Origin of the sequence: Synechococcus sp. R65.1, assembly GCF_047461755.1 — a bacterium.
GTDB lineage: Bacteria > Cyanobacteriota > Cyanobacteriia > Thermostichales > Thermostichaceae > Thermostichus.
Map to the genome: position 1 here is coordinate 1 of NZ_JANSHU010000015.1, position 25,799 is coordinate 25,799.

A 25,799-nucleotide genomic window follows, 5' to 3' on the forward strand; every position below is an offset into this window, starting at 1 on the left:
CTAACCCGCACCGATTCTTTGCCTTTGCCTCTGGTGCCGCCTGGGGATCCCAACGATCCCACCAAGCTGCAGGCCATTTTCATCAGCAACGAGGCGCGGCAACGCCTAACGCTACGGGATAACCCAGCGGCGGTGCAGGCCACAGCCGTTTACCACTACAGCCACCGAGATGGGCGCTTCCCCATTGCTTGCCTGGCCACGGTAGCCCACCCCGGCTCTCCCTGGAGCTTGCAGCGGGCTTCCACCTTCCCTGCCGGCGACCAGCGCACTCAACTGGGCATCAACTTCTTTACCGGCGAGGGCACCAACGTTTGGGAATATGATCCCTCGCCCATGGAAGGGCAGCTACGGCCTGGCACCCCACTGTGGACGGCGCTCACCAACCTGGCCAATTTTGCCGGCGACCCCGACGGGGCCTACCCACCTAGGCAAGAGCCGGGCCGCATTCATCCGGATCCGTTCATCACCGCCTTTGGCAACTTCTCCGAGCTGCGGCGGGTTATTGATATCGTCAACCGAGGCACCCCTGTTAACCAATTGAGCCTGGCCGACCAAACCACCCTGCAGACGGCGGGCTGCATGTTGGGCATGCTGGCCGACAACATTTTGCGGATTGAGGCGGCTGCCAACGCCGGGGATCGAGCAGCTCAGATCCTTCGGGATGATATCCGAGCCAGTCGTAGGGGTGATCTGAATGCTCCTGAGCGCAACCGCTTCTACCTGCCGCTGCGCTACATCTTCCCCACCGGCGACTTTAACCAGGCGGATCCCATAGAGAGCGCGCGGCGAGGCGCCTACTCGTGGCTGCCGCCTGCCACCTACCGGGCGGTAACCGACACCGACCTTGAGCGAGTGGCTCTTCGGCCTCGCCCCACCATCGGCGACTGGCGTTTGCCCCACGCTGCTGCCACTTGCCCCAGCAGCACCCTACTCGGTGGCAGGCACCCCAACAGCAACCAGATGGAGCTGATCCAGGTCGGCGACCAGTGCCATCGCGTGCCCTTCAAAGATTCGGTGTTTTACGATGGCCGCGAGGCGATGGCGGTGCGGGCCCTCAACATCGACCTGGCCCTTTTGACCAACAACGTCAATGGCCAGGCCAACGGGCTGATCAACGGAGATACTTGGCTGCCTGCCGGCGTGCAAGAAGGCCGCGAGGGGGGCATTTTCTACGCCTTCCGGGAAGATGCGGTGCGGGAAGATGCCATCGCCCGCCCGCCCTTGACCAACTTCGGTAGCTATCAAACCGCCTGGCGAGATGCAAATGCTCGCGGCACTCTCCCCTTCATCATGAATGCCGGCCAGCCCGGTCGCAACCAACCGGTCGGCGATCCGCCTGTTTCCAACGAGGGGCTTAGCCCCAAGCCGGTGGACTACTACCCCGATCCGGATCGGCGGCCCTATGGCTTCCGGCTGCGCAACGGGGCAGTGTTGGCGCGGGGTGGGTTCAACCTCGATGAAGCCGTCTTCGGCCTTTCCTTCGTTTCCGACAACCCCGTCTACATCCAGGGGAACTTTAACCTGCACCAGACGAGGGGAGGCGGTCAGCTGGAGGAGTTCACCACTCGCCTCAGATTTGGGGAAAACGGCCTCTACGACAACTTCTACAGGCGGCTCCGGAGGGATGAAGATCGGCGCTTTGCCCGGGCAGCCCAGGATCTCTGGCGGCCCAGCGAGGTCTTGGGCGACGCGGTGAACATCCTCTCTGCCGATTTTTGCGATGGCAGCATTGATGATGCCTTTGTCCAGGATGGCACCCTCAACGGCGGCGGCAGCAGCTACGTGCCCGGTCAAGACTACGCCGGTGGACGGGCCTCAGCCCCTCGCCGCAACGACTATTACGGCTGCAGCGGGCCAAACCTAGGAGCCAACACCTCCTTCCTCAACCAAGCGCTGGTGATCCGGGGCGACAACTGGCCGGCTCCGGATCCCAACAGAGATGGTGCTGGGGTTCTGCGCTTCGACAACACCAACGGGGCCCAGAACCTGGGCGACAACCTCAACCAGCCGGGTTGGCCGGATGTGTTTGCCCGCGACACCATTCTGGCTCCCCTCAACAACGCCGATTCGGATCCCAATAACGATGACAGAACGGCGGGCGGTGGCGTGCCGGCAGTGCGGCCCTTGCGCGCACCCGATGTGGGCTATGCCAACTTCGGCACCCGCATCTCCGCTTTGGGCAACCCGGTGCTGGATACCTCCCGCTGGGTGCTGGTGGCTCCGCTGGGACCCTGCCCGGATCCCGGCGGCTCTGGGTTGCTGGCCGAGTACTACAACGGCTGGCTGACCAGCCCGCAGAACCGGTACAACCGCAACACAGGGTTTGCCACCAGCGGAGCCGTAGGCCCCCTGGCCGAAGAGGCTCAAAGGGACAACCTGCCCTACCTGCGGGCAGTGCGCTGGCCGGATCCGGTGTTCCCGGCGCAAGGAGTACCTGACGCCATTGGTCAGTACAACAATGGCTATACCACCAGTGCGCCTACCTGTAATCCAAGTGGCACCAACAACCAACGCTGGGCCTGCGTGCGCAATGCTATCGATAACCCGACCAACCTGGCCCCCTTTGCCCGCAGCGGCAGCGGTTTCCCTTGGTGGGGAGGCTTCCAGTACTTTTTCGGCAGCAGCACATCGCTGGGCTCCAACTCTCCCTTCAAGCGGCGGCTGTATAACAACTCTATGTGCGACGGGTCTTTGGCGGACATTCGGCAGCCCTTTTGCCGCTTGTCGGCGCCGGCTGGCACCCCAGATCGACGGGATCGCGGCGACTGGTTCTGGATGCCTAGTTGCGGAGAGCCAGATGGCAACAATGGCTTTACGAATCTGCTGACCGACGCAGATGATCTCAACTTCCCGGGTCACTTCAACTTCCAGCGCTCCTGCTGGCGGCGCAGAAGTGGTGGGACAAACAGCGGCAACAACAACGGCAACGACTTTTTCGTGGTGCGCTGGGTAGGGGAGCTGTATCCCCGTTGGCCTGGCCTACAGAGCTACCGCATTCTCAACGGCGACGACGGCGTGCGGCTGATCATTCGACGGCGGGACGGCTCCAGTGCCACTTTTGTCAACCATGGAGCCTGGAACGGAACTTCGCTCAGCCTAGGGCCCAATGCTGCGGGTGCCGAAGCCTGGCAGGATTGGCGGCAGGATAGCGGCGGCGGCGGTAACCTGGTCACCCTGCGATTAGAGCTGGAGTGCGCGGATCCATCCCAGCCCTCGCCCTACTTGGTGGAGATCCAAACTTACGAAAATACCGGCAGTGCCTCCCTGCGCTTTGCCACTCGCGATGACAGCGATCTGGAAGACTACGACCTGCGGTACCTGAAGCCGCTGCAGGGGGTGAACCAACCTTGCCAGCCGGATCGGAATAAACCTCTGTTATCCAACCAGAAGTACTGCGAAGCCCCTCTCAATTGCAATCCCATCTGGGGAGACTGGACTCCTGCATGTGACCCCAACATCTGTCAGCAAACCACTATTCCCCAAACCAGAACTGCCACCTTGCCTGCCGGTTGCTCTGGCACTCCGCCAACACCGCAAACTCGGACGATCACCTGCTACCCTCAGTACAACTACGGGCCTTGGTCGGATTGGACGCCTCAGTGTACCCAGCAGCAGCAGTGCAGCCGGGCTACCATTACGCAGAGCCGCAGCCGCACGGTTACGCCGCTGTGTCCCAGCCAAAGCCCCTTCACCGAAACCGAAACCCGAGCCTTTACCTGCCAGCCTCCGGGGGCTACCTGCACCTATACAGACTGGACTCCTCAGTGTACGGTGGCCGACGGCGGCCTGCAGATAACTCAGAGCCGCACTGAGACCTGCACCTCGATTTGCGGGACCACCACCCGGACGCAAACCCAAACGGTTACCTGCCCGAAGACTTGCAACTACAGCGAGTGGAGCCCCTGGTCACCCCCAGATTGCAGCCAGGTTCAGGTTGCCTGCGGCCAAACTAGAACGGTTACCCAAACTCGAACGCGCAACCTGATTGCCAGCACCAGCAGCCCCACCTGTCCAGCAACCGAGACGCAGACGCAAAATCTCACCTGCCAGGGGCCTCCCTGCGGGCCGAGCACTTTTGCTCCAGAAACTCCCTCCAAGAGCCCTCTGGGCGAGTGGATGGCGGCCAAGCCCAACACGGTGGAGCTGCGACCTGCTCGGGAGGTGCAAGCGGATCCAGAACCCGAGACGGTCAGCGTGCATAGCGTGGCCAAGGCTTCTACTGAAGGCGTGACCATTGCCTTGGAGCCGCAGCTCTCGCCGGTGCTGGAGGTGAAGGCAGGGGTGCCCAAGCCGCCCAAGTGGCCCAGCCCTGCTGAGGCTTTGCGGGCAGCCTTCAATTGGATGTTTGGGGAGCCAGCCCATGCTGCCCGCGCTGGCTTGAGGGGCAACCTGCTCTCCACTCAAATTGCCAAGCCCAGCAGAGAGCCAGGTATCCGCCCTGCCGAGAGCGGTGCTCCACCACTTCCTGCAAATCCTGCTCGAGGCACAGACGACTGGGCGCGGAAACTGCGGCGGGAACTGCTCAACAAGAGCGGAGAAGTTCGCTGTGGCGACGAGCTAGTTAATCCCGCTGACGACGGCTTCTGGGTGCCGGGCGTGTTCCGCCCCAACTTCAACGACCGCTTCCGCTACGAGGCCTACACCGCCGCTAGCCGCCCCAGCACGTTGCGCATCAAAGACTGGAACGGAGACGGCCAACTGAACTTCTGGGACAAAGACGGCGACGGCGTTCGCGACTCCGACGAGCCTTGGGATGTTGTACTGGATCGGGATCCGCTGTTTGGACTGGACTTAGATCCTGGAAGGCAAGGACTAGAAATCCAGCCCCAAATGGTGTTGAACCCCTACGCTTGGGTAAACGAAGGTGACACCCAAAACTACTCCCCAAGCTCCAGCTATCTTGGCGGTTACTACATTGACACCAAGGGGAGCGAAGATATCCGCAATGGCCTCTGCTTCTACGTCAAGCCCAACGGCAACACCATCCAGGTTCAGATCGACCGTAACGGCGGCGATGGCGATGGCCTGGTCTGGGTGGATGTGGAGCCCTTCACCCTGGACCTGAACAAGCCCACCACTGGCTTTGCTAGGGACAACCCAGTGCTAGGGGTGATCCTGGATGAAGTAACCCGCCGGCCCATTCCCATTCCTCGCTTCCAGGAGCTGGCCTCCACCGATGTGAACCAGCGCCGCCGCAACGACGATGGCAGCCAAAACCGGCAGCTGCAGCCGGCCAGGGAAACGCGGGTGAATGCCATTGCCATTAGCGGCACCTTGCCCTCGCGGCTGCATCAAACTGCCGGCGGCATGCATAACTTCCTGCGCCTCAACGAGCTGTGGAGAAATACCGACCTCTTCTTCAGCGGCTCGATGATCCAGCTCAACTACAGCACCTACGCCACCGGCCCCTTCCTGCAGCACAGCTTCGAGCCGCCCAGCCTAGTGTCAGATCCAACCTTTGTGCGGGGCTTCGACTACTACTTCCCGCCCAATCGCCGCTTCGGCTACGACGTGGGCCTGCAGATTGCCCGCCGCCCCGGCCCTGTGTCGTCCCGCTTCCAATTCCCCTCCAACACGCGCACCGAGTTCTTGCGGGAGCTAGATCCACAAGATCCGTACGTGCGGCGGCTGCGCTGCGCACTCCAGGATCAGCCGGGTGTGCAGTTGGATCCGTCTGCCCGGATTGGTGGCTGCGGGGAGTTTAACTGATACTGACCTGGCCGGTCAGGGGCAGATTTAGGGTAGGGGCAGAAGAGGGAGGGATCCATGAACAAGTGGCGGCTTTGGCAGCAACACCAAGCGGAGGGTTTCACCCTCATTGAAGTCTTGGCTTCGGTCGTCCTCGTGGCCCTGGCCATGGCTGCCCTGGCCCCTACCCTCACGGTGATTGCCTACCGGCGTGCCATGAGCGAGCGGGTGGAGCTGGCCAACCGCCTAGCCCAGGAAGAGGTAGACCGCATCCGCACTCTGGTGGATATCGAGCTGGCTGCCAACCCTCGCGCTTTTCAGGATCGGGCTCAACTGGCCCGTCTGCCCAGGGTGGGAGCCAACCCGCTGGCAAATACCCCACCTCCTACCGATATGGACACAGATGGGAACAACTATTCCATTCGCGTGGCTCGGGTTCAAGTGCCGGGGCGTAACCCCGAAGAATACGTCATCCAAACCTTCCGCGACGCAGGGGCACCTTGCATCGACCGCCGTGACAGCAGGGTCATTCAGGGGGTGCCCTGCAGCTTTCGCATGGGTGTGAGGGTTTACCACCGCTTTTCTTTTGATCCAAACACTCGCCGAGCGCTGCCTGGCTTGAGGGCGGAGGTGGTTTCGGCTAACCAGAACTTGGCCAATGCCAATGTCTGGCTCTTTCCACTAGCCACCTCCTTTGTAGAAGTTAACCCTGCTGCCAACTTGGGAGATGTTTGCCGGGCCATTTTGGCCGACGTTCAAGCTAGGGGTGGAACACCGACCAACAACTGCAATGCCTTCCCGCTGCCCAGCCCAAGCCCTACCTCGCTTTGAAGCGACGGGTAAGCTCCTCCTGCAGGCTCACAAAAAGGTGGTGTTTTCCTATGTTCAAGGTTTTTCGCCACAGGGTTTACCAGAGTGCGGGGTTTACCCTCATCGAGCTTTTGGTGTCGCTGGTGGTAGCCTCGATCTTTCTGCTGGCCACCGCGATGATTGTCATCGAGACGATGCGGCTGGATCGGGAAGAGACGGGCCGCACCCAGGTGCAGGCGGAGCTGACCCAAGCCATGGAATTCATCCAGCAGGATTTGGCGGAGGCGCTTTACATCTACAACGATGCGGAACAGCCCAACGGAAACGGAACGCCAGATCTCATCGAAAGGCTTTACACCCCCGGCTGGATCCGCCGACCCAATGACGCTATCCCGGTTGTTGCCTTTTGGAAGTTGGAGCCGATCCCGCAGGGATGCTACGCGGGCAACCCCACCTTGCAAGATATTCGAAGAGGCAATGCTACCCTACCAGACCAGCCACCTCGCGAGTTTCCGCTCGATCAGAACGATAGAAATGCGGATTGGGACACTCTTGTCAGCCGCCGCGGCATCTACACCCTGGTGGTGTACTACCTACGCCGCAACTACAACAACGCCGGCAACCCAACGGGGGGCACTCCCTGGGAAGGCAACGCGCGGATCGACCGTTTTGAATTGCGACCCTTCAACATTCAGGGTCAAAACAACTGCGCCGGTCGCAGCCCGTTCTTTGTTGAGGATCCCGATCCGTTCCGAGATGGTTTCCTTGCTTGGCCTTCCGAGCAAGCTCGAGCGCGCCAAATCCCCATTGCCGGCAGGACAGATGGCCCCCGCCTGACAACTTTGGTCTCCAACATCTTCAGCAGCCGGCAGGGCAGCCCGCAGGTTGCACCCGCTTGCCCGCAGGGCTATGCCTTTGGTGGCGGCAAGCCCAACGGCGTCACCTTCCCAGGGCTGGGAGATAACCAAAACGACGTGGGCTTCCATGTCTGCGTGCGGCAAAGCGTCGGCGCTGACCGACCGCAGGATGTGATCATCAACATCACCGCCACGGCCATGGAGCGGGCCAACCCTGGCCTTTTCCGTCGCTACATCCGAAATGCCACCAGCGTCGATATCTCAGAGGTGTCGCGCTACTTGCTGCCAATGCAAACACTGGTTCTTGCCCGCGGTGTTATCAACCGTCAGCTCTCCTAGGGGGAATGTCCACCATGTTGGCCTTGGAGAAAAAGGCAATTGGCCGAGCTCAGCCTTTTCGATCCCGGGGCTTTACGCTGACAGAAGTCCTAGCGGTGGTGGTCATCATCGGCATCTTGGCCGTGCTGGCGGTTCCTTCTGGGATCAACATCTGGGCGCGGATCCAGCTTGAGGATGCGCAGAACAGGGTGGAGCGAGCCTTGCGCACCGCCCGCACTAACGCCAGAGCCTCTCTCCAAGGTCGTGCTTGGGTGGTTGGGATCGACAATGCGGATCCAAGGGTTCCCACGCTAGTGATCCAAGACGAGGAAGGCCGTTGCGATGAGCCTACTCCCTGTCAGCGGGTGCGCCTGAATAACTTTGTAACGGTACGCAACAACTTCCCTGATGGCAGAGCTGTTTTCGACTCGGAAGGGCGAGCGCGTCAGCTAGGACGCTTTGTCGTCAGCAGCGCCTACTCCCAGGGCGAAAACCGCTGCGTGGTGGTGAGCACTTTGATCGGCACTCTTCGCAAGGACAAAAATCCGGAGTGTGGCAATGTAACCAGCGAGCCAGAGGAAGGAGTAACCAGCGAGCCAGAGGAAGGATAGCTGGGGTAGGATGGTCAGGCCGTGGCTGAAAGGTTGCCAGGCTCCTGTCCTAAGCTGCCGTAGGTCATTGGCTATGCTTACCTCTTCCCCAACTCTTGAAGCTCCACAAAAAGCCTTCCCCTGGCAATCTCGTCAGCCTGCTTTGCTGGTGCTGGCGGATGGCACTTCCTTTGCCGGTTGGTCTTTTGGGGCGCCGGGCACGGCGGTGGGTGAGGTGGTGTTCAACACGGGCATGACCGGCTACCAGGAGGTGATGACCGATCCCAGCTACCGGGGGCAGATCGTTACTTTTACCTGCCCTGAGTTGGGAAACACCGGAGTCAATGAGCTGGATCAAGAATCGGCCCGGCCCCAGGTCGCGGGAGTGATTGCCCGCAACGTGTCGCGCCTAGCTAGCTCTTGGCGGGCCATGGGGACGCTGCCTGACTACCTCAAACAGCATGGAATCCCGGCCATTGCCGGGGTGGATACGCGGGCTTTGACGCGGCGGCTGCGCTCCCAGGGGGTGATGAATGGAGCTATTTCGACCGAGATCCTGGACCCGCAGGCGTTGCTGGAGCAGGTGCGCCAAGCCCCTTCCATGCAGGGGCTGAGCCTGGCGGCAGAGGTTACAACGCCCAAGCCTTACGAGTGGCTGGAGCCCACCCCTGCCGACTGGGACTATGGCCGCAGCCAAGGGATCCCGGTCCCGGATCCCCCCCTGCGGGTGGTGGCGCTAGATTTTGGCATCAAGCGCAATATCTTGCGCCGCCTAGCTCGCTACGGCTGCCGGGTGGTGGTGTTGCCGGCCCACGCCACTCCTGAGGAGATCTTGAGTTACAGCCCCGACGGGATCCTTCTCTCCAACGGGCCTGGGGATCCGGCGGCAGAGACCGCGGCCATCCGCACCGCCCAGGCGCTGCTGCAAAGCGGGAAGCCCTTGTTTGGGATTTGCCTGGGCCACCAGATCCTCAGCCTAGCCCTCGGAGGATCCACCTACAAGCTCAAGTTTGGCCACCGCGGCCTCAACCATCCCTGTGGGCTAGAGCGGCAAGTGGAAATCACCAGCCAAAACCATGGGTTTGCAGTAGACGCTGCTTCGATCCCGGCTGAGGACGTGGAGATCACCTACCTCAACTTAAATGACCGCACTGTGGCCGGGATCCGCCACCGCCAGTTGCCCCTCTTTTCGGTGCAGTACCACCCAGAGGCCAGCCCCGGCCCTCACGATGCCGATCACCTCTTCCGCGAGTTTGTGGAGCTGATGCTGCAGCACCGCCGTTTAGCGGGATAGATGGGCTAGACGCAGAGCAAGGGCCTCGCGCGCTTCTTCCCGGTCGTCAAAGGGAATCTTCTCAGTGCCTAGGATCTGGTAGTCTTCGTGGCCTTTACCGGCAATGACCACCGTATCCCCTGGCTGAGCTTCGAGGATGGCTAGACGAATGGCCTGCCGCCGATCCACCTCCACGGCCCAGGGGAATCCAGGGATCCCAGCCAAGATATCCTGCAAGATCCGCTGCGGATCTTCAGTGCGCGGGTTATCTGAGGTCACGATCACCTGATCTGCCCAGGTGGCGGCAATGCGGCCCATCTGCGGGCGCTTACCCCGGTCGCGATCCCCGCCACAGCCAAAGACACAGATCAGCCGGCCTTGAACTTGCGGGCGCAGCGCCTTGAGCAGGTTTTCCAGCCCATCGGGGGTGTGGGCATAGTCCACGATTACCGTGATGTCCTGCCCTGGCAGGCTCACCCGCTCCATTCGCCCCGGTACTCCGGGAAAACGGGGCAAGGCCGACTGGATGGCCTCAGGGGGGATCCCCAAGTGCAGCGCTACCCCTACCGCCGCCAGCAAGTTGGAAAGGTTGAAGGATCCCACCAGGGGCGCCTCCACAGCAAAGCTGCCCATAGGGGTGTGCAGGGTTGCCTTGAGGCCGGTGGGATGTAGGTGAACTTGGCTGGGCCATAGGCCGGGGATCCCTTCTAGGGGCTTGAGGGAATAGGCCCAGGGCTCCAGAGGGGCTGGAATGGCTTCTAGAAGCCTCCGTCCGCCTGCGTCGTCGGCATTGACCACTGCCCGCCCCTGCAAATACTCTGGCCGGAAGAGAGTGGCCTTGGCCTGCCAGTAGTTCTCCATGCTGCCGTGGAAATCCAGGTGATCCTGGGTGAGGTTGGTCCAGACGGCAGCGGCAAAGCTACACCCCCAGGCCCGATCCTGGGCCAAGGCATGGGAGCTGACCTCCATCACCGCCACCTCGGCGCCGGCTTCCTTGGCCTGTCTCAGGCTGCGCTGCAGCTCTAGGGGAAACAGGGTGGTGTGGGGTGTAACTTCATAGTGGCCTGGCCAGCGGTTGTAGAGGGTGCCCAGCAGGGCTACAGGACGACCAGCAGCCTGCAGCAGATGCTCGATGAGATGGGTGGTGGTGGTCTTGCCGTTGGTGCCAGTTACCCCCACTAGGATCAGTTGGCGAGCTGGAAAACCGTAGAAGGCCGCCGCCACCTGGGCCACGGCTTTGTTGAGGCCGACGCGAGGCAAAACCAGAAGGGGCTGACTCCCCCATTCAGCCTCTCCGCTAACCTTCTTCCAAGCCTCCTGGGAAAGAAGGGCCGCCACCGCTCCTCTAGTGAGCGCTTCCCCGACAAACTCGCTGCCATCGACGCGGGATCCCAGCATCCCCAAAAACAGATCCCCCGCCTGCACCTGGCGGGAATCGGCGCAGAGGCCTTTTACCCACACTCCTTCTAGGGATCCCTGGACCACTTGGGGTTGGATCCCGGCTTGTTCTAGCAATTGGCTCAGATTTCTCATGCTTTTGCCACTCCCCACCGCTTTGCTGGTTAGGGTAGCTGCTAACTGCAGCCTAGGCCAGGGCCTCCTCCAGCTTTTGCTTAGCCCAGAGGGTAGCGTAGAGCCCCTGCGGGTCGGCCAGCAGCTCGGCATGGGATCCCTGCTGCACAATGCGACCTTTGTCCATGACCCAGATTTGATCCGCCTCCACCGCCACCGTGAGGCGATGGGTGATGAAGAGTACCGTCTTCTGAGCCGTGGCCTGGCGCAGGTGGCGAAGAATGGCCTGGGCGGTCTGGTTGTCCACGCTGGAAAGACAGTCGTCCAAAACCAAGATTGGCGCATCCATTAGCAGAGCCCGGGCGAGAGCTACCCGCTGTCGCTGGCCGCCGGAAAGGGTAATGCCCCGCTCTCCCACCAGCGTGTCGTAGCCCTTGGGGAAGTTGAGGATCTCGGCGTGGATGTGGGCGGCTTTGGCGGCCCATTCCACTTCCCAGTCTTCAGCGTCCGGCTTGCCGTAGCGGATGTTATCCCGAACCGTGGCGCTGAACAGGAAGCTCTCCTGGGGCACATAGGCGATGGCCCGGCGCAGGGATCTCAGTTGGATCTGGGTGATGTCCTGTCCGTCCAAAAACAGTTGCCCCGGCTGGATCTCCAGCAGGCGAGGAAGGGCATTGGCCAGGGTGGACTTGCCCGCCCCAATTGGCCCCACCACCGCCACCAGTTGGCCCGGCTCGAGACAAAAGTGCAGATCCTGTAGAGCTGGCGCTGGGGATCCTGTGCCGGTGTAGGCAAAAGTCAGACCCCTAGCCTCGATACGGCCCTGCACCTTCTCTAGAGGAAGGGGCAAAGCCTCCGGGGCATCGCGGATGGTGGGCTCTACCCGCAGCAAGGCGTCAATCCGCTCCAGGCTAACCTGGCCCCGCTGGTAGGCGGTAAGGGTAAAGCCCAGCAAAGCGGTGGGAAACACCAGCCGTTCTACGTAGAGGGTGAGCGCCGAGAAATCCCCAATCGTCAGCCGCCCCGCGGCAATCTGGGGCCCGCCCACGGTGAGCAGCAACAACAGGCTGAGGCTAACCAAAGCCACCAGAGAAGGGAACAGCAGGTTGCGGGTGAGGGCCAAGCGCAAATTGGCCTGCAACAAGCGGTCATTGCGGCGACGAAACTCCTGCTGCTCGTGCTCTTCCTGGGCGTACACCTTGATCGAGGTGATGCCGTTTACGTCCTCCTGGATGAGATCGCTGAGATCCGCCAGCTCCTGCTGCACCTGAAGCTGCTCCTGCTGCAGGCGGTTGCTGCTTAACTTCACCAGCACCAGCATCACCGGAAACACCGACAGGGCCAGAGCGCTTAGACGCGGCTCAATAGCAAACATGGCCGGCAGCGTACTGCCGTAGGCAAAGATCGTGTTGGCCAAGTTAAGCAGGGCAAAGCCCAACAGGCGGCGGACATTTTCCACATCGCTGGTGATGCGGGTGAGGATGTCCCCGATGGTCTGCTGGGCAAAGTAGGAAGGCTGCAGGGTGAGCAAATGCTCGAAGATGGCCTGCTTGAGGCGAAACTCCACCTGCCGTCCTGCCCCAAACATCCACACCCGCGAGGCAATGCGAATAACCATCATCAGGGTGGAGACACCCAACACCACCAGGGCGTGGAGGGCGATGCGGCTGGGCGCCAGGGTGGCCAGGTTCTGGCTGAGATCATCAACGGCCAGCTTGACATACCAGGGCAGGAACACCCCCAGGCTGTTGACCACCAGCAGGGAGGCAATGCCCAACACCACCTGCTGCCAGTGGGGGCGTAGATAGTGAAGCAACTGTTGCCAGTGGGATCTGGCCACTCGGGTGCTCCTCAAGCCTTTTCCCACTCTAGCGCTGGGCCGGATCCCCCCGGTAGGGATCAGGCTAGAACCTGGGCTGGGGCCTGCTGCGCCAAGAGTTCCACCTGCTGTCGCGCCCAGGCATCCACTGCCAGAATGTCCTCCAGGGTGGGATTGGCAATGACCTGATGCCGCTCGCACACCTGCTCCAAAAGGCGAGGGATATCCAGAAAGCGGATGCGCTCTTGCAGAAAGAGGTTCACCGCCGCCTCGTTGGCCGCATTCAACACCGCCGGCAGGGTTCCTCCTGCCCGCCCAGCAGCATAAGCCAGTTGTAGGCAGGGGTACTTGCGGTGATCCGGCGCCTTAAAGGTAAGAGATCCCAGCTTTACCAAATCAAGAGGCTCCCAGGGGGTGGAGAGGCGCTCCGGCCAACTGAGGCCATAGAGAATGGGCAGGTGCATATCCGGCCAGCCCAACTGGGCCAGGACAGAAGTATCTGCCAGCTCGACCAAGGAGTGGACAATGCTCTGAGGGTGGATGAGGATCTCAATCTGGTCATAGTCCAGGCCAAACAGCCAGTGGGCCTCGATCACCTCCAGGCCCTTGTTCATCAGGGTGGCTGAATCAATGGTGATCTTGCGCCCCATCACCCAGTTGGGGTGTTTGAGAGCATCGGCCAGCGTCGCCTGGTTCAGTTTCTCCACCGGCCAATCGCGAAAGGCTCCCCCTGAGGCGGTCAGCCAGATGCGGCGCAGGGATCCCGCTGGCACTCCCTGCAGACATTGAAAGATGGCCGAATGCTCCGAGTCCACGGGGATGAGCTTCACGCCGTGCTTTTGCACCAGGGGCAGCACCACCGGACCGCCTGCCACCAGGGTTTCTTTGTTGGCCAGGGCAATGTCCTTGCCGGCGCGGATGGCAGCCAGAGTAGGCAACAGGCCAGCACAGCCGACGATCCCCGTCACCACCCGCTGAGCCTCGGGGTGGGCCGCCACCTGACACAGCCCCTCCATTCCTGCCACTAGCTCTGGCAGAGGTTGCAGGCCGCTCAGCAGGGATCGCAGCTCCGGCAGCAGCTCCTCCCGCCCGATGGCTACAATTTGAGGCCGAAACCGCCGCACCTGCTCGGCCAGAAGAGTGACGTTGCTGTGGCTGCTCAAGCCAACAACCCGAAAGCGCTCCGGATACTGAGCCACCAAGTCCAGGGTTTGGGTGCCGATGGAGCCGGTGGAGCCGAGCAGGGTGATGGCTTGCATACTTTAAGGATCCCTTTGCACCTAGCTAAAGAGCGTAACACTCTTTCAGCGCAGACTCACCCTCCTACAGCCTGCCCAAAGGGCGAACGGCCCCGCTTCGCGTTTGAGGATCCCTGCCTTATACCGGCTGCAGGGGATAGTGAGGCCCTTTTTTCCCGGCTGCAGACCTTTCCTAACTCTTCATCGGTCGGCAGGGTATGCTTGGCTAGCATAGCCGGCTAGCCTTGCAGAATCTGACCATGCCTTATTCCTCCCGATTCCATCCCTTCTTTGGCCTAGCTCGCTCATGGTCTGTGCTCCTGGGGTTGGGTTTGGCTCTGAGCGTAAGTGCCTGTGGTGGTGGGGGTTCCAGTCGTCCCCTGCCGCCGCTTCCAGCCCCTCCTGCAGGGCGCATCGAGGGATCCCATTTCGACGATCTCAACGGCAATGGTCTGCGAGATCCAGGGGAACCAGGGCTGCCGGGCATCACCACCTTTCTGGACTTGAACAGCAATGGACGCCTCGATCCAGGGGAGCCCAGCACCGTCAGCGATGCCAACGGCAACTTTCGTTTCTCCAACTTGCCCCCTGGCACCTACCGGGTTACTGCCATCTTGCCTCCAGGGCGGGTGTTCACCACGCCGCGCTCAGGGTTGGGGCGGATTGTCGGTGGTAGGCCGGCTCAGCCGGGAGCCTTTCCCTGGATGGTGGCCTTGCTAGACGCGACTGAACCGGATCCTTTTCAGGCGCAGTTTTGCGGGGGATCCCTGATTGCCCCGGAGTGGGTGCTTACCGCCGCCCACTGCTTTTTCGACCCTCGAGGCGAGCCGGACGTGGATGTCCAAAGTCTGGATCTGCTGTTGGGTACCACCGTCTTGCAAATCGGTGCCGGCCAGCGAATTCGGGCTGCGCAAATTGTTATCCACCCCAACTACGACCCCCGACGAGGGCCAGAGGGGGGGAATGACATTGCCCTGGTGCGCCTCTCTCGGCCAGTGGCCCTGCCTACCCTGCCGCTGGTGCAGTCCAACCAAACCAACCTGACTGCCCCTGGTACTCTCGCCACCATCCTTGGCTGGGGAGCCACCTTCCCCCGCACTCTCGAGGAGGAGCCCAGCGGCTTTCCCAGGGCTCTACAGCAGGCCGAAGTTCCCCTCGTCAGCAACGAGGTGTGCAATGCTCCCCAGTCTTACAACGGCGCCATTTTGGAAACCATGCTCTGCGCTGGCTTTCCTCAAGGGGGTGTGGATACTTGCAAGGGTGATAGCGGTGGGCCCTTGGTTGTTCCTACCAGCAGTGGCTTTGCCCTAGCCGGGATCACCAGCTTTGGCCAAGGTTGCGCCCAGCCCAATTTCTATGGGGTGTATACACGGGTATCCAGCTTTGTCGGGTTTGTGGAATCGGTAATTGGTGGTGCCCCCAGGCCAACACCGCTACCAATGCCCTCCCCTTCTCCCCGAGAGAGAGCAACGGCCTCCGTGACGGTGAACTTACGGGAGGGGGAGGTAGTTTCTGGGATTACCTTTGGCAGCCGTGCCCAGTAGTCGCCATTGGCGGGCAAGAGATAGTTTAGGATAGAGACCGTGACAACTCCAGTTAATTCAGGAAGGAGACGATTTCTCTATGACCCAAGTAACAATCGGCGAAAACGAAGGGATTGAGTCGGCGCTGCGTCGCTTTAAGCGCCAAGTTGCCAAGGCGGGCATTTTGCGGGATCTGCGCAACCATCGGCACTTTGAAAGCAGCCTGGAAAAGCGCAAGCGGAAAGCAGTAGCAGCCCGTCGCAATCGCCGTAAAGCTGCCAATTGACAACTTGCCTCAGAGCTGCAATCGAGAACAAAGCTCCCCCTCTCTTACCTGGAGGAGGTCTGTCATGGCGAAGGGAGAAATCGGGGGGGAAAACTGGGCAAAACGCCTGCGCAACGGCCTTGTAGCAGCCCTGGCTGTGCTTTTGGCAGCAGGCTTGTTTTTGGCCAACCAAGCGCGTCAAGCTGGCACGAGCTTGGCAACGCTGGCGGCAGAGGCTGTGCCTTGGGAGGAAGCCCAGGCCAACGGCAAGCCTTCCCTGGTGGAGTTTTATGCCGACTGGTGCACCACCTGCCGCTCCATGGCGCCTCTTCTGGCCAACCTGAAAAAGGAATTTGCCCAGCAAATTAACTTCGTCATGCTCAATGTGGACAACCCCAAGTGGCTGCCGGAGCTGAGCCGCTATCGGGTTAACGGAATCCCTCACTTCCTCTTCTTGGACAGCCAAGGGGAAGTGGTGGGATCGGCCATTGGTGAACAGCCAGCTTCGGTTTTGCGGGCCAACTTGCTGGCTCTGGCAGCCGGGGATTCCTTGCCGCTGACCCAGCCTGGGCCAGTGTCTGCCCTGCAGCCGGGTGGGCCTGGCCTCCCCGCTCAGCCGGATCCGCGCACCCATGGCTAGGACTTGGGCGGGTAATTTGCCCACGCCCGATTTTGCCTGGCTGGATCCCTTGGTTCGGCACTTTCAACTAGGGGAGCCCGAGCTGCTCGAAGCCCTCGGAGGGGGCCTTGTTCACCAGACCTGGAAGCTCAAGACAACCCAGGGATCCTTCGTTGCCCAGCGCCTCCATCCCCAATTTGACCCGGCGGTTACCGAAGATGGCCAGGCCATTGGCTCTTGGCTACGGCAGCAGGGCTTTCCGGTTCCCCAATTCCGCCGCGCCCGCGATGGCTCCCTGCACCTAAGCTGGGGGGGAGGGCTGTGGCGGGTTATGGACTGCCTGCCGGGCTCCTCCTACTCAACTCCTCCTGCCTGGAGCTATCTGGAACAAGCAGGGGCGGCAGTTGGGCGCCTACATAGCCTTTTGGCCGGATGGCACTACTCTTTTCGCTTTCAGATCCCTCACTTTCACGACACGGCCTATTTTTGGCAGCAGCTCTGCCAGCGCAGCCCCGACCCAGAAATAAGGGCAGAGTGGCAATTTTTTGTCGAGACCGTGCCCAGGTTGCTTTTGCCGCCAGGACTTCCGACTCAGGTTATCCATGCCGATCTCAAATTCAACAACTTTTTGTTTGACGAAAGGGGAAAATTTGCCGGCCTGGTGGATCTCGACACCTTTATGGACCACAACCTGTACGTTGAGCTAGGAGATGCCTTGCGCTCCTGGGGCCGGAGAGGGGAGGCCGTTGAGGCCGAGGCAATCCTAGCAGGGCTGCGCGGCTACGCCCAAACCGGCAACCTGCGCGCTCTGCAGCCAGAGCTCCTTCTGCAAGGGATCCAGTTGATGACGCTGGAGTTGGGGATGCGCTTTTTGCTGGATTGGTTCGAGGACTGCTACTGGAATTGGGATCCGCAGCGGTACGCCAGTCGCCGGGATCACAACCTGGCCCGCTGCCGACGGCAGATCCGCCTCTACCAACACCTAACCCAGCTGGCACCCCAACTGTTGGAGTCCATATACGCCCTTGCTTCAGGAGAGGGAAATTGGTTAAGTTAGGGGCAACTTCCTCTTCTTTGCGTGGCTTTTATGAGCACCATTCAACTTCCCCGCTGGCTGGAATTGGCTCTGCCCTTCTTTCACCCAGTGCTGATGATTTTGGCCTCTGCCCTAGCTCTCTATACTCTCTATCTGGGTCTCCAGGTGCGGCGGCTGCGCACCGCCTCGGCGGAAGAGCGCAAGGAGTTAATTAAGGGCAAGTTTGGCCAGCGGCATTTCCTGGCAGGATCTCTCTTCTTGCTGTTGATGGTGTTTGGGGCCCTGGGAGGCATGGCCGTGACCTACATTAGAAGCCACAAGCTGTTTGTTGGGCCCCACCTGCTGGCCGGCCTGGGCATTGTAGCCCTAGTAACCACCTCTGCCGCTTTGGCACCCCTGATGAAGGATGGCCAAAAGGTCTGGGCCCGCAATGTCCACCTGCTGCTCAATGTGGTGATCTTGGGGATCCTGGGCTGGCAGGCGGTAACCGGCTTTCAAATTGTGCAGCGCATCGTCAACCAGATGCTAGCCTCTCCTCAGGTAACCTAGCCCTTTTCCAGCCAAGGGCAGGGAAGGCGTCCATACCATGATGGACGCTATCTCTTTGGATAAGGCTTCTTTCCCAGGTACTCAGCCCTAGCAAGCGGTTCTCCCATGCCTGGTAGCCCCCTCCCCAGTTGGGTCAAGCGCTCTATCGGCAAGGCCAGCGATATCTCGGCAGTTCAGCGGGTGATCAAGCAGCGGGGACTGCACACCATCTGCGAGGAGGGACGCTGCCCCAATCGGGCCGAGTGCTACAGCCAAAGGACTGCCACCTTTCTGCTGATGGGCGGGATCTGCACCCGCGCCTGTTCTTTCTGTCAAGTGGCCAGCGGACGGCCTGCTCCCCTCGACCCGGAAGAGCCGGAAAAGGTGGCCGAAGCGGTGGAGCTGCTGGGGCTGCGCTATGTAGTGCTTACCTCGGTGGCCCGCGATGACCTGCCCGACCAGGGATCTGGCCGCTTCGTGGAGGTGATGGAGGCTATCCGGCGGCGCTGTCCTGGGATCCAGATCGAGGTGCTTACCCCTGATTTTCGGGGGGATCGCGACTGCATTGCCCGGGTGGTGGCGGCCAGGCCGGCCTGCTACAACCACAACATTGAGACGGTGCGGCGGCTGTCGCAGGCGGTGCGGCGCAGTTCTGGCTACGACCTATCCCTGCGGGTTTTGCAAACCGTGAAGGAGCTGGATCCGAACCTGCCCACCAAGTCCGGCCTCATGCTGGGGCACGGGGAGACCCGCGAAGAAGTGCTGGAAACGTTTCGGGATCTGCTGGCAGTGGGGTGCGAGCGGCTCACCCTGGGGCAGTACCTACAGCCTTCCTTGGCCCACCGCCCAGTGCAGCGCTACTGGACGCCAGAGGAGTTTGCTGAGCTGGGCGAGATTGCCCGCCAGATGGGGTTTCGCCAGGTGCGCTCTGGGCCCTTGGTGCGCAGCTCCTACCACGCTGCCGAGATGGGGCAGGACTAGGCCCCCTAGACCTTGGCAGCTAGCTCCTTGCTGCCCACGAGATCCCGCAGGACGGCCCCCAGGCCAAACCCTTCGCGGACCCAGCGGCTCAACAGGGGCGGCGTCAGGGATCCCAGACGGTATAGGCTTGCCCCTGCCACCACTCCCGCCAGGAGACCGTTGCCCCAACTGCCCCCCAGCCAGGTGCCCAGCCCTTCGGCCAACAGCAGCAGCATGCCATTAAGCAGCAGCGGTCGCCCCAAGTCCTCCAAAGCCCTGCGGAGGGATCCCCAGGGCAGGCGCAGCCGCATCCCCAAGCCCAACAGCCACAGACTATCCAGGAGGATCGCAAGCAGCAGATCCAAGCCCAGGGGCGCTAAGCCCACGGCAACCCCCTTGCCAAGGGCGCAGGCTGTACCCCACTGCTCCAGATGGCGGGCGTGATACTGCCACTGCTTTTGCCAAAGCTGAGCCTGGAGGCGCTCCAGCCGCTTCAGCCCATTGAGGGCCAGGAGGGACTCCGCCTCCGTCCGCAAAATCTCCACAATTTGGCCTTGCAGAGCTTCGATCTGGGGGGCAGGTCGCTCCCAGTCCAGGGTGACGCGGCCATCTGGCCAGTGGGTGCGGACTTTCTGGGGTTTTGGGCAAGCGGACACTGTCAGGATCTCCTGCGGCAACACCCAGCCCAGGTGGCGGCTAATTTGTTCGCGAATTGCCTGCAGCTCCGCCTCCGAGTAGAGATCGCACTTATTCAACACCAGCAGGAGGGGCTTGTGCAGGGTGCGCAACTCCAGTAGCGCCTGGTACTCCAGCTGGGTCAAGTCGCCGGCGATTACAAACAGGATCAAGTCCGCCGCCCGGGCCACCTCCCAGGCCAACTGTTCGCGCGCTTCTCCGTTGACCTCGTTTAAGCCGGGCGTATCGATGAGCCGCACCTGCCAAGGGATCCCTGGCCCCGGTCGCCACAGCAGCGATTGCGGCTTTTGAGTCACGCCATTTAGGGGCCCCACTTCCAGCCGAGCCTCGCCAACTAGGGCATTCACGACTGCTGACTTGCCGCGGTTGACCAGCCCAAACACGGCAATGGAAAATAACCGCGCCCTCAGTCGCCTGCGCAGAGCAGACAGAGCCTTCAGCTCCGGCTGCAGGTCGGGACGCTTGGCCAGCGGTTGCCAGTGATCCCAGCAGTGCTGAAAAACCGTTTCGGCTTGGGCTAGGGGAGTGGTCATCGACAGAAAATCACTCCAAAGGGAATTGGCCACTGCGGCCCACCTTCCCCCCAGCGAAGGGAAGTTAGGTGGGATCGGCCACTTGGAGAATGGGGCATGATTATTTGTAGCGTCAACACTCCCCAAGTGGCTCGAGGAGCTTTCTGTATGCTCTACCGCTTTCCCAAGTCCCTACGCTGGCTGCGGCTGGGGGGATCCCACCGCTCCAAGCAAGAACGCCAGATCGTGCGCAGCCTACTAGCCTTTGCTGGGGCCCTGCTGGCCGTGGACATTCTGCTTTTAGGTGCTCTCCACTAGGGCATTTCCCTGTTTCTTGGAAAGAAGCGCTATCATGGAAGTCCACGGGTTAAACTCCCCCGAGAGCTTTGTAACTCCTACGAGGCAGGTCGGATGGATTGGGTAGAAAAGGTTCTCGAAAAGATCCGCGAGTGGGTGGAACGTGTCATTGACGCTTTGCTGGGAAGTCCTCAGCCCCAACCTGCACCCATTCCGGTAGAAAATGGATCCCCTCGTCGTCGTTAATCCGACCGCCCTAGCCACCAGCGGCGAGCTTTTGAGCATCTTGGTGTTGCACGGCCCCAACCTTAACCTACTGGGGGAGCGGGAGGTCAGCATCTACGGCTCAGTTTCCCTGGAGCAGGTGGATCAGGCTCTGCATCGGCAAGCAGAGCTGCTGGGGGTAAAGCTGGAGATCCTCCAGTCCAACCATGAGGGAGTGCTCATCGACGCCATTCACCGCGCTCGCCAGCAGCATGCCGGCATTTTGATCAACCCAGGCGCCTATACCCACACCAGCATTGCTCTGCGCGACGCCATTGCCGCTGTGGGATTGCCTACTGTAGAAGTTCACCTAAGCAACATCTACCGCCGCGAGCCTTTCCGCCAGCACTCCTACATCGCGGCTGTAGCCCTTGGGCAAATTAGCGGGTTTGGGGCCCATAGCTACTTGCTAGGACTACAGGCGCTCGTGCAACACCTGCGGATGCCAGCAGCCTAGCTAACTTGGTTGGAGAAGCAGGTGAGCCTTCTTTTGGCTATCCTACGCGATAGCCAGGCTCAACTCATTGACCCCCATGCTGACGTTACAAGCTGTGGCCGAGCTGCTGCAAACCCCTCTGCAAGGGGATCCTCAGCTGTTGAGCTGGCCGGTTCAGACCCTCTGCACCGACAGCCGCCGCTTGCAGCCCGGGTCGATCTTTGTTGCCCTCAAGGGAGAGCGCTTTGACGGGCACGATTTCATTCCCCACGCCATGAGCAAAGGGGCCATTGCTGTCATCAGCCAGCAGCCGGTGGCTGCACCCCATTTCTGGGTTCCAGATACCCTAGCTGCCTACCAGCGCCTAGCCAGAGCCTGGCGGGAGCAGTTTGCCATTCCCGTGGTGGCCATCACCGGCTCAGTGGGCAAGACCACGACCAAGGAAATGCTGGCGGCTGCCCTCTCCCGCTACGGCAGCGTTCTCAAAAGCGAAGCCAACCACAACAACGACATTGGCGTGGCCCAGACACTGCTGCAGATGCGACCTGAGCACCAGTTTGCCGTGCTGGAAATGGCCATGCGCGGCCCCGGCGAAATTCGCCGCCTGGCCCAGACGGCTCAGCCTACCCACGCCCTGATTACCCATATCGGCACTGCCCACATCGGCAGACTGGGATCCCGCGAGGCCATTGCCGCCGCCAAGTGCGAGCTGCTGCAAGAGCTAGGCCAAGGGGGAGTGGCTCTGCTCAACGGTGAGGATCCCTTGCTGCTGGCCACTGCCGCCAGGGTGTGGTCGGGGCCAACCCTCACCTACGGCCTTGACCAAGGTGAGCTGCGAGGGCAGTGGGATCCGCAGGCGCAGACGGTTACCGTGGAGGGCTTGACCTTGCCAGTGCCCCTGCCAGGCAGGCACCATGCCCTCAACTGGATGGGGGTGCTGGCCACTGTGCGCAGCTTGGGGTTGGATTGGGAACGCCTGCGAGAGCCTATCCTCTTGCCCACGCCCCTGGAGGGGCGTAACCGCCACCTCAAGCTGGCAGGAGATGTGGAAATTTGGGATGAGACCTACAATGCCTCGCCAGAGGCCATGATCGCGGCTCTCCAGCTTCTGGCCCAAACCCCCGGAAAACGGCGCTGGGCAATCCTGGGCCCCATGCGGGAGCTGGGGGAGCATGCCCCTTACCTTTACGCAGAGGTGGGGCGCGCTGCTGCCCCTTTGGGGTTGGAACGGCTTTTGCTTTTGGATCCCGAGGGGGAAATGCAGCCGCTCATTGAGCAGAGGCCAGCGGCTCAGGTAGAGCGCTGTAGGGACGAATCAACCCTATTGGAAATCTTGCTGCACCAGGTGCAGGCGGGGGATCGGCTGCTATTTAAAGCAGCGCGAGCCATCCAGTTGGAGCGGGTGCTGCAGCGCTTTTTGCAGGCCTGGCAGGCCTAGGCTAAGCTAGGAAATAGCCGCTAGCCAGACTCACCTCCCCGCTTGAGGGGAGCAGTTTCGATTTTTTCCCTTTGCCTGGACAGTATGTACTACCACAACCCTTCTCTGCGGGAGGAGCCGCGGGATCAACCTCCGGTGCTCCTGCCCTCCAGCGGCGGCCTCTCCATCTTGGACTGGCTACGCCAGGAAGGTCGCTTGCTGGAACAGCCAATTGAAGTTCCTGAGATTACCCTAGACGACGATCTCGAGGAGATTGACGACTTGATCGGCGACGACTTCGTCGAGGACTTCGAGATGGAGGAAGAGGAGTAGGTCAGAGTCAGCTAGCGCTGCGAGGCTCTGCTGGGGGGAGGATCGAAATAGAGCTAGGGGCGCTAAAGTAGAGAGAGAAGGGGCGTTGGCCGAGCGGTTTAGGCAGCAAACTCATAATTTGCCTTACACAGGTTCGACTCCTGTACGCCCCACTGGCAAAGCGATCCCCCTGGCTGAAACTGACTCGCTGCGGCGTGGAAGCTCAAGCCTAGTGGGATCTTCCCTCCCTCCAACGCTCAGGCAAGGTGGCGGGGGCTCCGTATTGGGACTGGAGCTGGCTGAGAAATTGTTCCTGCCAGGCACGCAAGTCAGCCAAAGGGGCGCCGCTGTTCATCAGGGCAAACCAAATGTCCCCCCTTTCGGTTGGCAAGACTCCCGCCAAGGTGCTGATGCCGCTGAGGGTGCCGGATTTGGCAATCATCCCCTCCGGCAACAGCCGCCGCTCCAACACTCCCCCATCTTGGCCGACGACAGCAAAAGCATCGGCTAGAGAAAGCCCTTGCTTTTCCAGAAGCAGTTGGATTGCCTGAAACAAAGCCACACTGGCCCGTGGAGAAATGCGGTTTTCCACTCCCAACCCCGAGCCGTTAACTAGCTGTAGCTCGGCAGGCGGGATCCCTGCGGCCTCACGGGCCAGTTGAGCCACCTGGTCTGCTCCCCCCACCGCCGTGGCCAACATCTCGGCCATGGAGTTGTTGCTGTAGAGATTCATCAGCTTGAGCAGGTGAATAAGGGGGGGCGACTCATGTCTGAGCAAAACTTGGGCGTTAGCTGGGATTTGCTGGGCAATCCGCACCGAGCCCAAGATCTCCACCTGGGGCTTGGGTGTGCCGGGAGGCAAGGCTTGAAATTGGATCTGGGCTTCTGGCGGCCAGCGCCGCGCATCCAGCCCCCGCTGCAGCAGAGCTCCCGAGCGGGCTACATCCAGGGAAAAGTTCATGTAAAAGCGGCCTACCACCACCAGATCCCCGCGCACTTGGCGGATTCCCTGCTCGTTGAGGGCGTTGCCCACCAAGAAGGCCTCTTCCCACACGAAAAAAGGATCCCCTCCTCCCAAAACCCAGAGATCCCCCTGCAAAACTCCCTCAGCGGTTAAGGGGCCAGTGGCCAACCAGGTGGTAACAAAGCGGTGCTGCGGGCCAAGCTGCTGCAAAGCAGCCAGGGTAGTGGCCACCTTGGTCAGCGAGGCGGCCGGCAGAGGGGTGGATCCCTGGTGCTGCCCCAAAACTTGGTCGCCTCTTTGCAGCCAAACCCCCTGCGCCGTAGGCGAAAACCCCCGCCTAGCTAACTGCGCTAGATGGATTTGCACCTGAGGTTGCAGGGATCCCGGCGAAGAGGGCAACGCCCCTAGCCAAAGCCCTGCTGCTGAGAGCAGCCCAACCCCTGCTCTTACTCCGCGTCTCCACCGGCTCATCAACCCTCAAAGCGCCGCGAGGATAAATCCTTCAGCTGGGTAACTCCCAGCTGCTTTCTTCCCCAGACTCCACGTCGATGGTGCCAGGGGGCGTTTGCCGGTAGAAGTATCCATCGGCAACAAACAGGGGCTCGCCACAACTGGGACAAAAGAAGTGGCTGCCTTCAAGAGCTTGCGCCTCTGACCCACAGACCGGGCAGCGATCTGTCGTAATCCAGCGGCGGGCCCACCAGCGGAAGGCCAGCAGCACCAACAGCGGTAGAGAGAGCAAAAACAAAAGCAGGGCTACAAAGCCAACCATCAGCCAGCCCAGGCCGAGGCCGGTTAGCAAAGCTGCCACGGCCAGGGATCCCAGCCAAAAACCCCAGCCAGTTAGAGAAATGGAATAGGTTTTGGGCTGCTCAAAGCGCATCTTTTTCCGCCTTCCTCAATACTTGCCAACACTGCTAGGACAGGCCTTTTCCTGAGCATGGTAGCCCAAACTTGCCGCCAGCAAGATGCTGCAAGAGTAGGCTAGCTCATCCTAGGGGGACAAGCTAGACCAGACGCTGCAACTGCTCCAGGAGGGAAAACCGCTGGCAGGGCTCTTAGGGAAGCTATCAGAAGCTATTATCAATTACAGAACTTATTGACGGTCACGGCCGCGTTGCCTAGGAGTGGAGGGGCAGGGTCATGGTCTATACGGAAGAAGCTTTCAAGGCGGAGCTAAACGCGAGGGGCTGGCGAGCCACTCGGCAACGGGAGATTATCCTACAGACCTTTCAAAACCTACCCGAGGGGACTCACCTGAGTGCCGAGGAGCTGCACAAGAAGTTGCAGGAAGAAGGCCATAAAGTTAGCCTCTCCACTATCTACCGCACTGTCAAGCTAATGACACGCATGGGCATTTTGCGGGAGCTGGAGCTGACGGAAGGTCACAAACACTACGAGATCAACCATCCGGCTCCCCGCCACCACCACCATTTGGTTTGCATTAAAACCAACAAGGTCATTGAGTTTAAAAACAATGCCATCCTCAGCATCAGCCAAAAGGTGGCGGAAAAATACGGCTTTAAGCTGCTCGATTGCCAGCTCACCATCATTGGCATTAGCCCCGAGGGACAGCGCTCGATTGTGTAGCCAAAAACTTCTAAGGCTGAGCTTTGCTTAGGTTGCTCTCCGACCTAGTGGAGCAGTGCTGCCGCTGGGAGGGGGATAAGCCACCTGTTGTTACCAACTCAGCCCGTCAACCCTGGCCGTGGACACCGTCTGCAAGCTCAAACTGGGCACTTCAGTAGATCGTGGCGCCAGTGCCGGCGACCCGAGGCCAAACCGCCCTGGCAGCATTGCTCCTACCGGGTGCAGGGGAAGAGCCCAGCTATCAAGCTCCTTTCCAGCGGCAAACACAACCCACC

General features: G+C 60.9%; 23 protein-coding genes and 1 tRNA gene. 18 read left to right on the plus strand and 6 right to left on the minus strand.

From position 1 onward, the window contains the following. Nucleotides 1-18 precede the first annotated feature (18 nt). The 5 genes from NW814_RS07575 (at nt 19) to carA (ending at nt 9,557) form a co-directional block, all read left to right on the plus strand. The gene (locus tag NW814_RS07575) at nt 19-5,709 is read left to right on the plus strand and encodes a type II secretion system protein (protein WP_414405815.1); all 5,691 of its coding nucleotides are present in this window, start codon (nt 19-21) and stop codon (nt 5,707-5,709) included. 57 nt (nt 5,710-5,766) lie between these two features. Next, complete coding sequence (locus NW814_RS07580; protein WP_414405816.1) at nt 5,767-6,519, plus strand: prepilin-type N-terminal cleavage/methylation domain-containing protein; 753 nt, start codon at nt 5,767-5,769, stop codon at nt 6,517-6,519. Between the two features lie 50 nt (nt 6,520-6,569). After that, nucleotides 6,570-7,694, plus strand: coding sequence for a type II secretion system protein J (locus tag NW814_RS07585; RefSeq protein WP_414405817.1), 1,125 nt, complete (start codon nt 6,570-6,572; stop codon nt 7,692-7,694). A gap of 5 nt (nt 7,695-7,699) precedes the next feature. After that, on the plus strand, nt 7,700-8,284 hold the full coding sequence (locus tag NW814_RS07590; RefSeq protein WP_414405818.1) for a GspH/FimT family pseudopilin: 585 nt from the start codon (nt 7,700-7,702) through the stop codon (nt 8,282-8,284). A gap of 73 nt (nt 8,285-8,357) precedes the next feature. Then, a complete protein-coding gene (gene carA / locus NW814_RS07595) occupies nt 8,358-9,557 on the plus strand; it encodes a glutamine-hydrolyzing carbamoyl-phosphate synthase small subunit (protein ID WP_414405819.1) in 1,200 nt (399 codons plus the stop codon). Here the strand turns inward: carA and NW814_RS07600 are convergent. Genes NW814_RS07600 through NW814_RS07610 form a run of 3 tightly spaced genes read right to left on the minus strand, consistent with a single transcriptional unit; the run spans nt 9,546 to nt 14,126 of the window. Continuing rightward, a complete protein-coding gene (locus tag NW814_RS07600) occupies nt 9,546-11,069 on the minus strand; it encodes a UDP-N-acetylmuramoyl-L-alanyl-D-glutamate--2,6-diaminopimelate ligase (RefSeq protein ID WP_414405820.1) in 1,524 nt (507 codons plus the stop codon). The two genes, carA and NW814_RS07600, sit on opposite strands and share 12 nt — an antisense overlap. A 52-nt stretch (nt 11,070-11,121) precedes the next feature. Next, entirely contained in the window at nt 11,122-12,888 is a 1,767-nt protein-coding gene (locus tag NW814_RS07605) for an ABC transporter ATP-binding protein (RefSeq protein WP_414405821.1), read from the minus strand. 59 nt (nt 12,889-12,947) lie between these two features. Further along, nucleotides 12,948-14,126 (minus strand): 1-deoxy-D-xylulose-5-phosphate reductoisomerase, encoded by a 1,179-nt coding sequence (locus NW814_RS07610; RefSeq protein ID WP_414405822.1) that lies wholly within the window; start codon nt 14,124-14,126, stop codon nt 12,948-12,950. Between the two features lie 311 nt (nt 14,127-14,437). Between NW814_RS07610 and NW814_RS07615 the strand changes: the two genes are divergently transcribed. The 6 genes from NW814_RS07615 to lipA all read left to right on the plus strand — a co-directional run bounded on the left by NW814_RS07615 (nt 14,438) and on the right by lipA (nt 19,057). Next, on the plus strand, nt 14,438-15,649 hold the full coding sequence (locus NW814_RS07615) for a trypsin-like serine protease (RefSeq protein ID WP_414405823.1): 1,212 nt from the start codon (nt 14,438-14,440) through the stop codon (nt 15,647-15,649). A 79-nt stretch (nt 15,650-15,728) separates the two neighbouring features. Beyond that, nucleotides 15,729-15,914, plus strand: coding sequence for a 30S ribosomal protein S21 (gene rpsU, locus NW814_RS07620; RefSeq protein ID WP_414395804.1), 186 nt, complete (start codon nt 15,729-15,731; stop codon nt 15,912-15,914). A 64-nt stretch (nt 15,915-15,978) separates the two neighbouring features. After that, on the plus strand, nt 15,979-16,533 hold the full coding sequence (locus NW814_RS07625; protein WP_414405824.1) for a thioredoxin domain-containing protein: 555 nt from the start codon (nt 15,979-15,981) through the stop codon (nt 16,531-16,533). Further along, nucleotides 16,526-17,569 (plus strand): phosphotransferase enzyme family protein, encoded by a 1,044-nt coding sequence (locus NW814_RS07630; protein WP_414405825.1) that lies wholly within the window; start codon nt 16,526-16,528, stop codon nt 17,567-17,569. Before NW814_RS07625 ends, NW814_RS07630 begins: the two co-directional genes overlap by 8 nt. A 30-nt stretch (nt 17,570-17,599) precedes the next feature. Beyond that, nucleotides 17,600-18,097, plus strand: coding sequence for a DUF4079 domain-containing protein (locus tag NW814_RS07635; protein ID WP_414395810.1), 498 nt, complete (start codon nt 17,600-17,602; stop codon nt 18,095-18,097). 105 nt (nt 18,098-18,202) lie between these two features. After that, nucleotides 18,203-19,057: a lipoyl synthase gene (lipA, locus tag NW814_RS07640; protein ID WP_414395812.1), complete on the plus strand. Its 855-nt coding sequence runs from the start codon at nt 18,203-18,205 to the stop codon at nt 19,055-19,057. 5 nt (nt 19,058-19,062) lie between these two features. On the opposite strand, the gene NW814_RS07645 is transcribed toward lipA, so the two are convergent. After that, nucleotides 19,063-20,265, minus strand: coding sequence for an Era-like GTP-binding protein (locus NW814_RS07645; protein WP_414405826.1), 1,203 nt, complete (start codon nt 20,263-20,265; stop codon nt 19,063-19,065). A gap of 96 nt (nt 20,266-20,361) precedes the next feature. On the opposite strand from NW814_RS07645, the gene NW814_RS07650 reads away from it, so the two are divergent. From NW814_RS07650 to NW814_RS07675, 6 genes are all read left to right on the plus strand, one after another. Then, the gene (locus NW814_RS07650; RefSeq protein ID WP_414405827.1) at nt 20,362-20,562 is read left to right on the plus strand and encodes a hypothetical protein; all 201 of its coding nucleotides are present in this window, start codon (nt 20,362-20,364) and stop codon (nt 20,560-20,562) included. Between the two features lie 93 nt (nt 20,563-20,655). Beyond that, on the plus strand, nt 20,656-20,787 hold the full coding sequence (locus tag NW814_RS07655) for a hypothetical protein (protein WP_414395819.1): 132 nt from the start codon (nt 20,656-20,658) through the stop codon (nt 20,785-20,787). Further along, nucleotides 20,765-21,262 carry a type II 3-dehydroquinate dehydratase gene (aroQ, locus tag NW814_RS07660; protein ID WP_414405828.1) on the plus strand — a complete coding sequence of 166 codons (498 nt, stop codon included), beginning with the start codon at nt 20,765-20,767 and terminating at the stop codon, nt 21,260-21,262. The genes NW814_RS07655 and aroQ overlap by 23 nt, the downstream gene beginning before the upstream one ends. 76 nt (nt 21,263-21,338) lie before the next feature. Next, nucleotides 21,339-22,679: a UDP-N-acetylmuramoyl-tripeptide--D-alanyl-D-alanine ligase gene (locus tag NW814_RS07665; protein ID WP_414405829.1), complete on the plus strand. Its 1,341-nt coding sequence runs from the start codon at nt 21,339-21,341 to the stop codon at nt 22,677-22,679. 84 nt (nt 22,680-22,763) lie between these two features. After that, the gene (locus NW814_RS07670; protein ID WP_414395823.1) at nt 22,764-22,991 is read left to right on the plus strand and encodes a DUF3134 family protein; all 228 of its coding nucleotides are present in this window, start codon (nt 22,764-22,766) and stop codon (nt 22,989-22,991) included. A 79-nt stretch (nt 22,992-23,070) separates the two neighbouring features. Next, nucleotides 23,071-23,143, plus strand: a tRNA-Ile gene (locus NW814_RS07675). A gap of 56 nt (nt 23,144-23,199) precedes the next feature. On the opposite strand, the gene NW814_RS07680 is transcribed toward NW814_RS07675, so the two are convergent. Together NW814_RS07680 and NW814_RS07685 are read right to left on the minus strand one after the other, a co-directional pair. Next, nucleotides 23,200-24,405 (minus strand): D-alanyl-D-alanine carboxypeptidase/D-alanyl-D-alanine-endopeptidase, encoded by a 1,206-nt coding sequence (locus tag NW814_RS07680; RefSeq protein ID WP_414405830.1) that lies wholly within the window; start codon nt 24,403-24,405, stop codon nt 23,200-23,202. 31 nt (nt 24,406-24,436) lie between these two features. Beyond that, the gene (locus tag NW814_RS07685; RefSeq protein ID WP_414405831.1) at nt 24,437-24,817 is read right to left on the minus strand and encodes a hypothetical protein; all 381 of its coding nucleotides are present in this window, start codon (nt 24,815-24,817) and stop codon (nt 24,437-24,439) included. A 260-nt stretch (nt 24,818-25,077) separates the two neighbouring features. On the opposite strand from NW814_RS07685, the gene NW814_RS07690 reads away from it, so the two are divergent. Continuing rightward, entirely contained in the window at nt 25,078-25,524 is a 447-nt protein-coding gene (locus NW814_RS07690) for a Fur family transcriptional regulator (RefSeq protein ID WP_414395828.1), read from the plus strand. Nucleotides 25,525-25,799 lie beyond the last annotated feature (275 nt).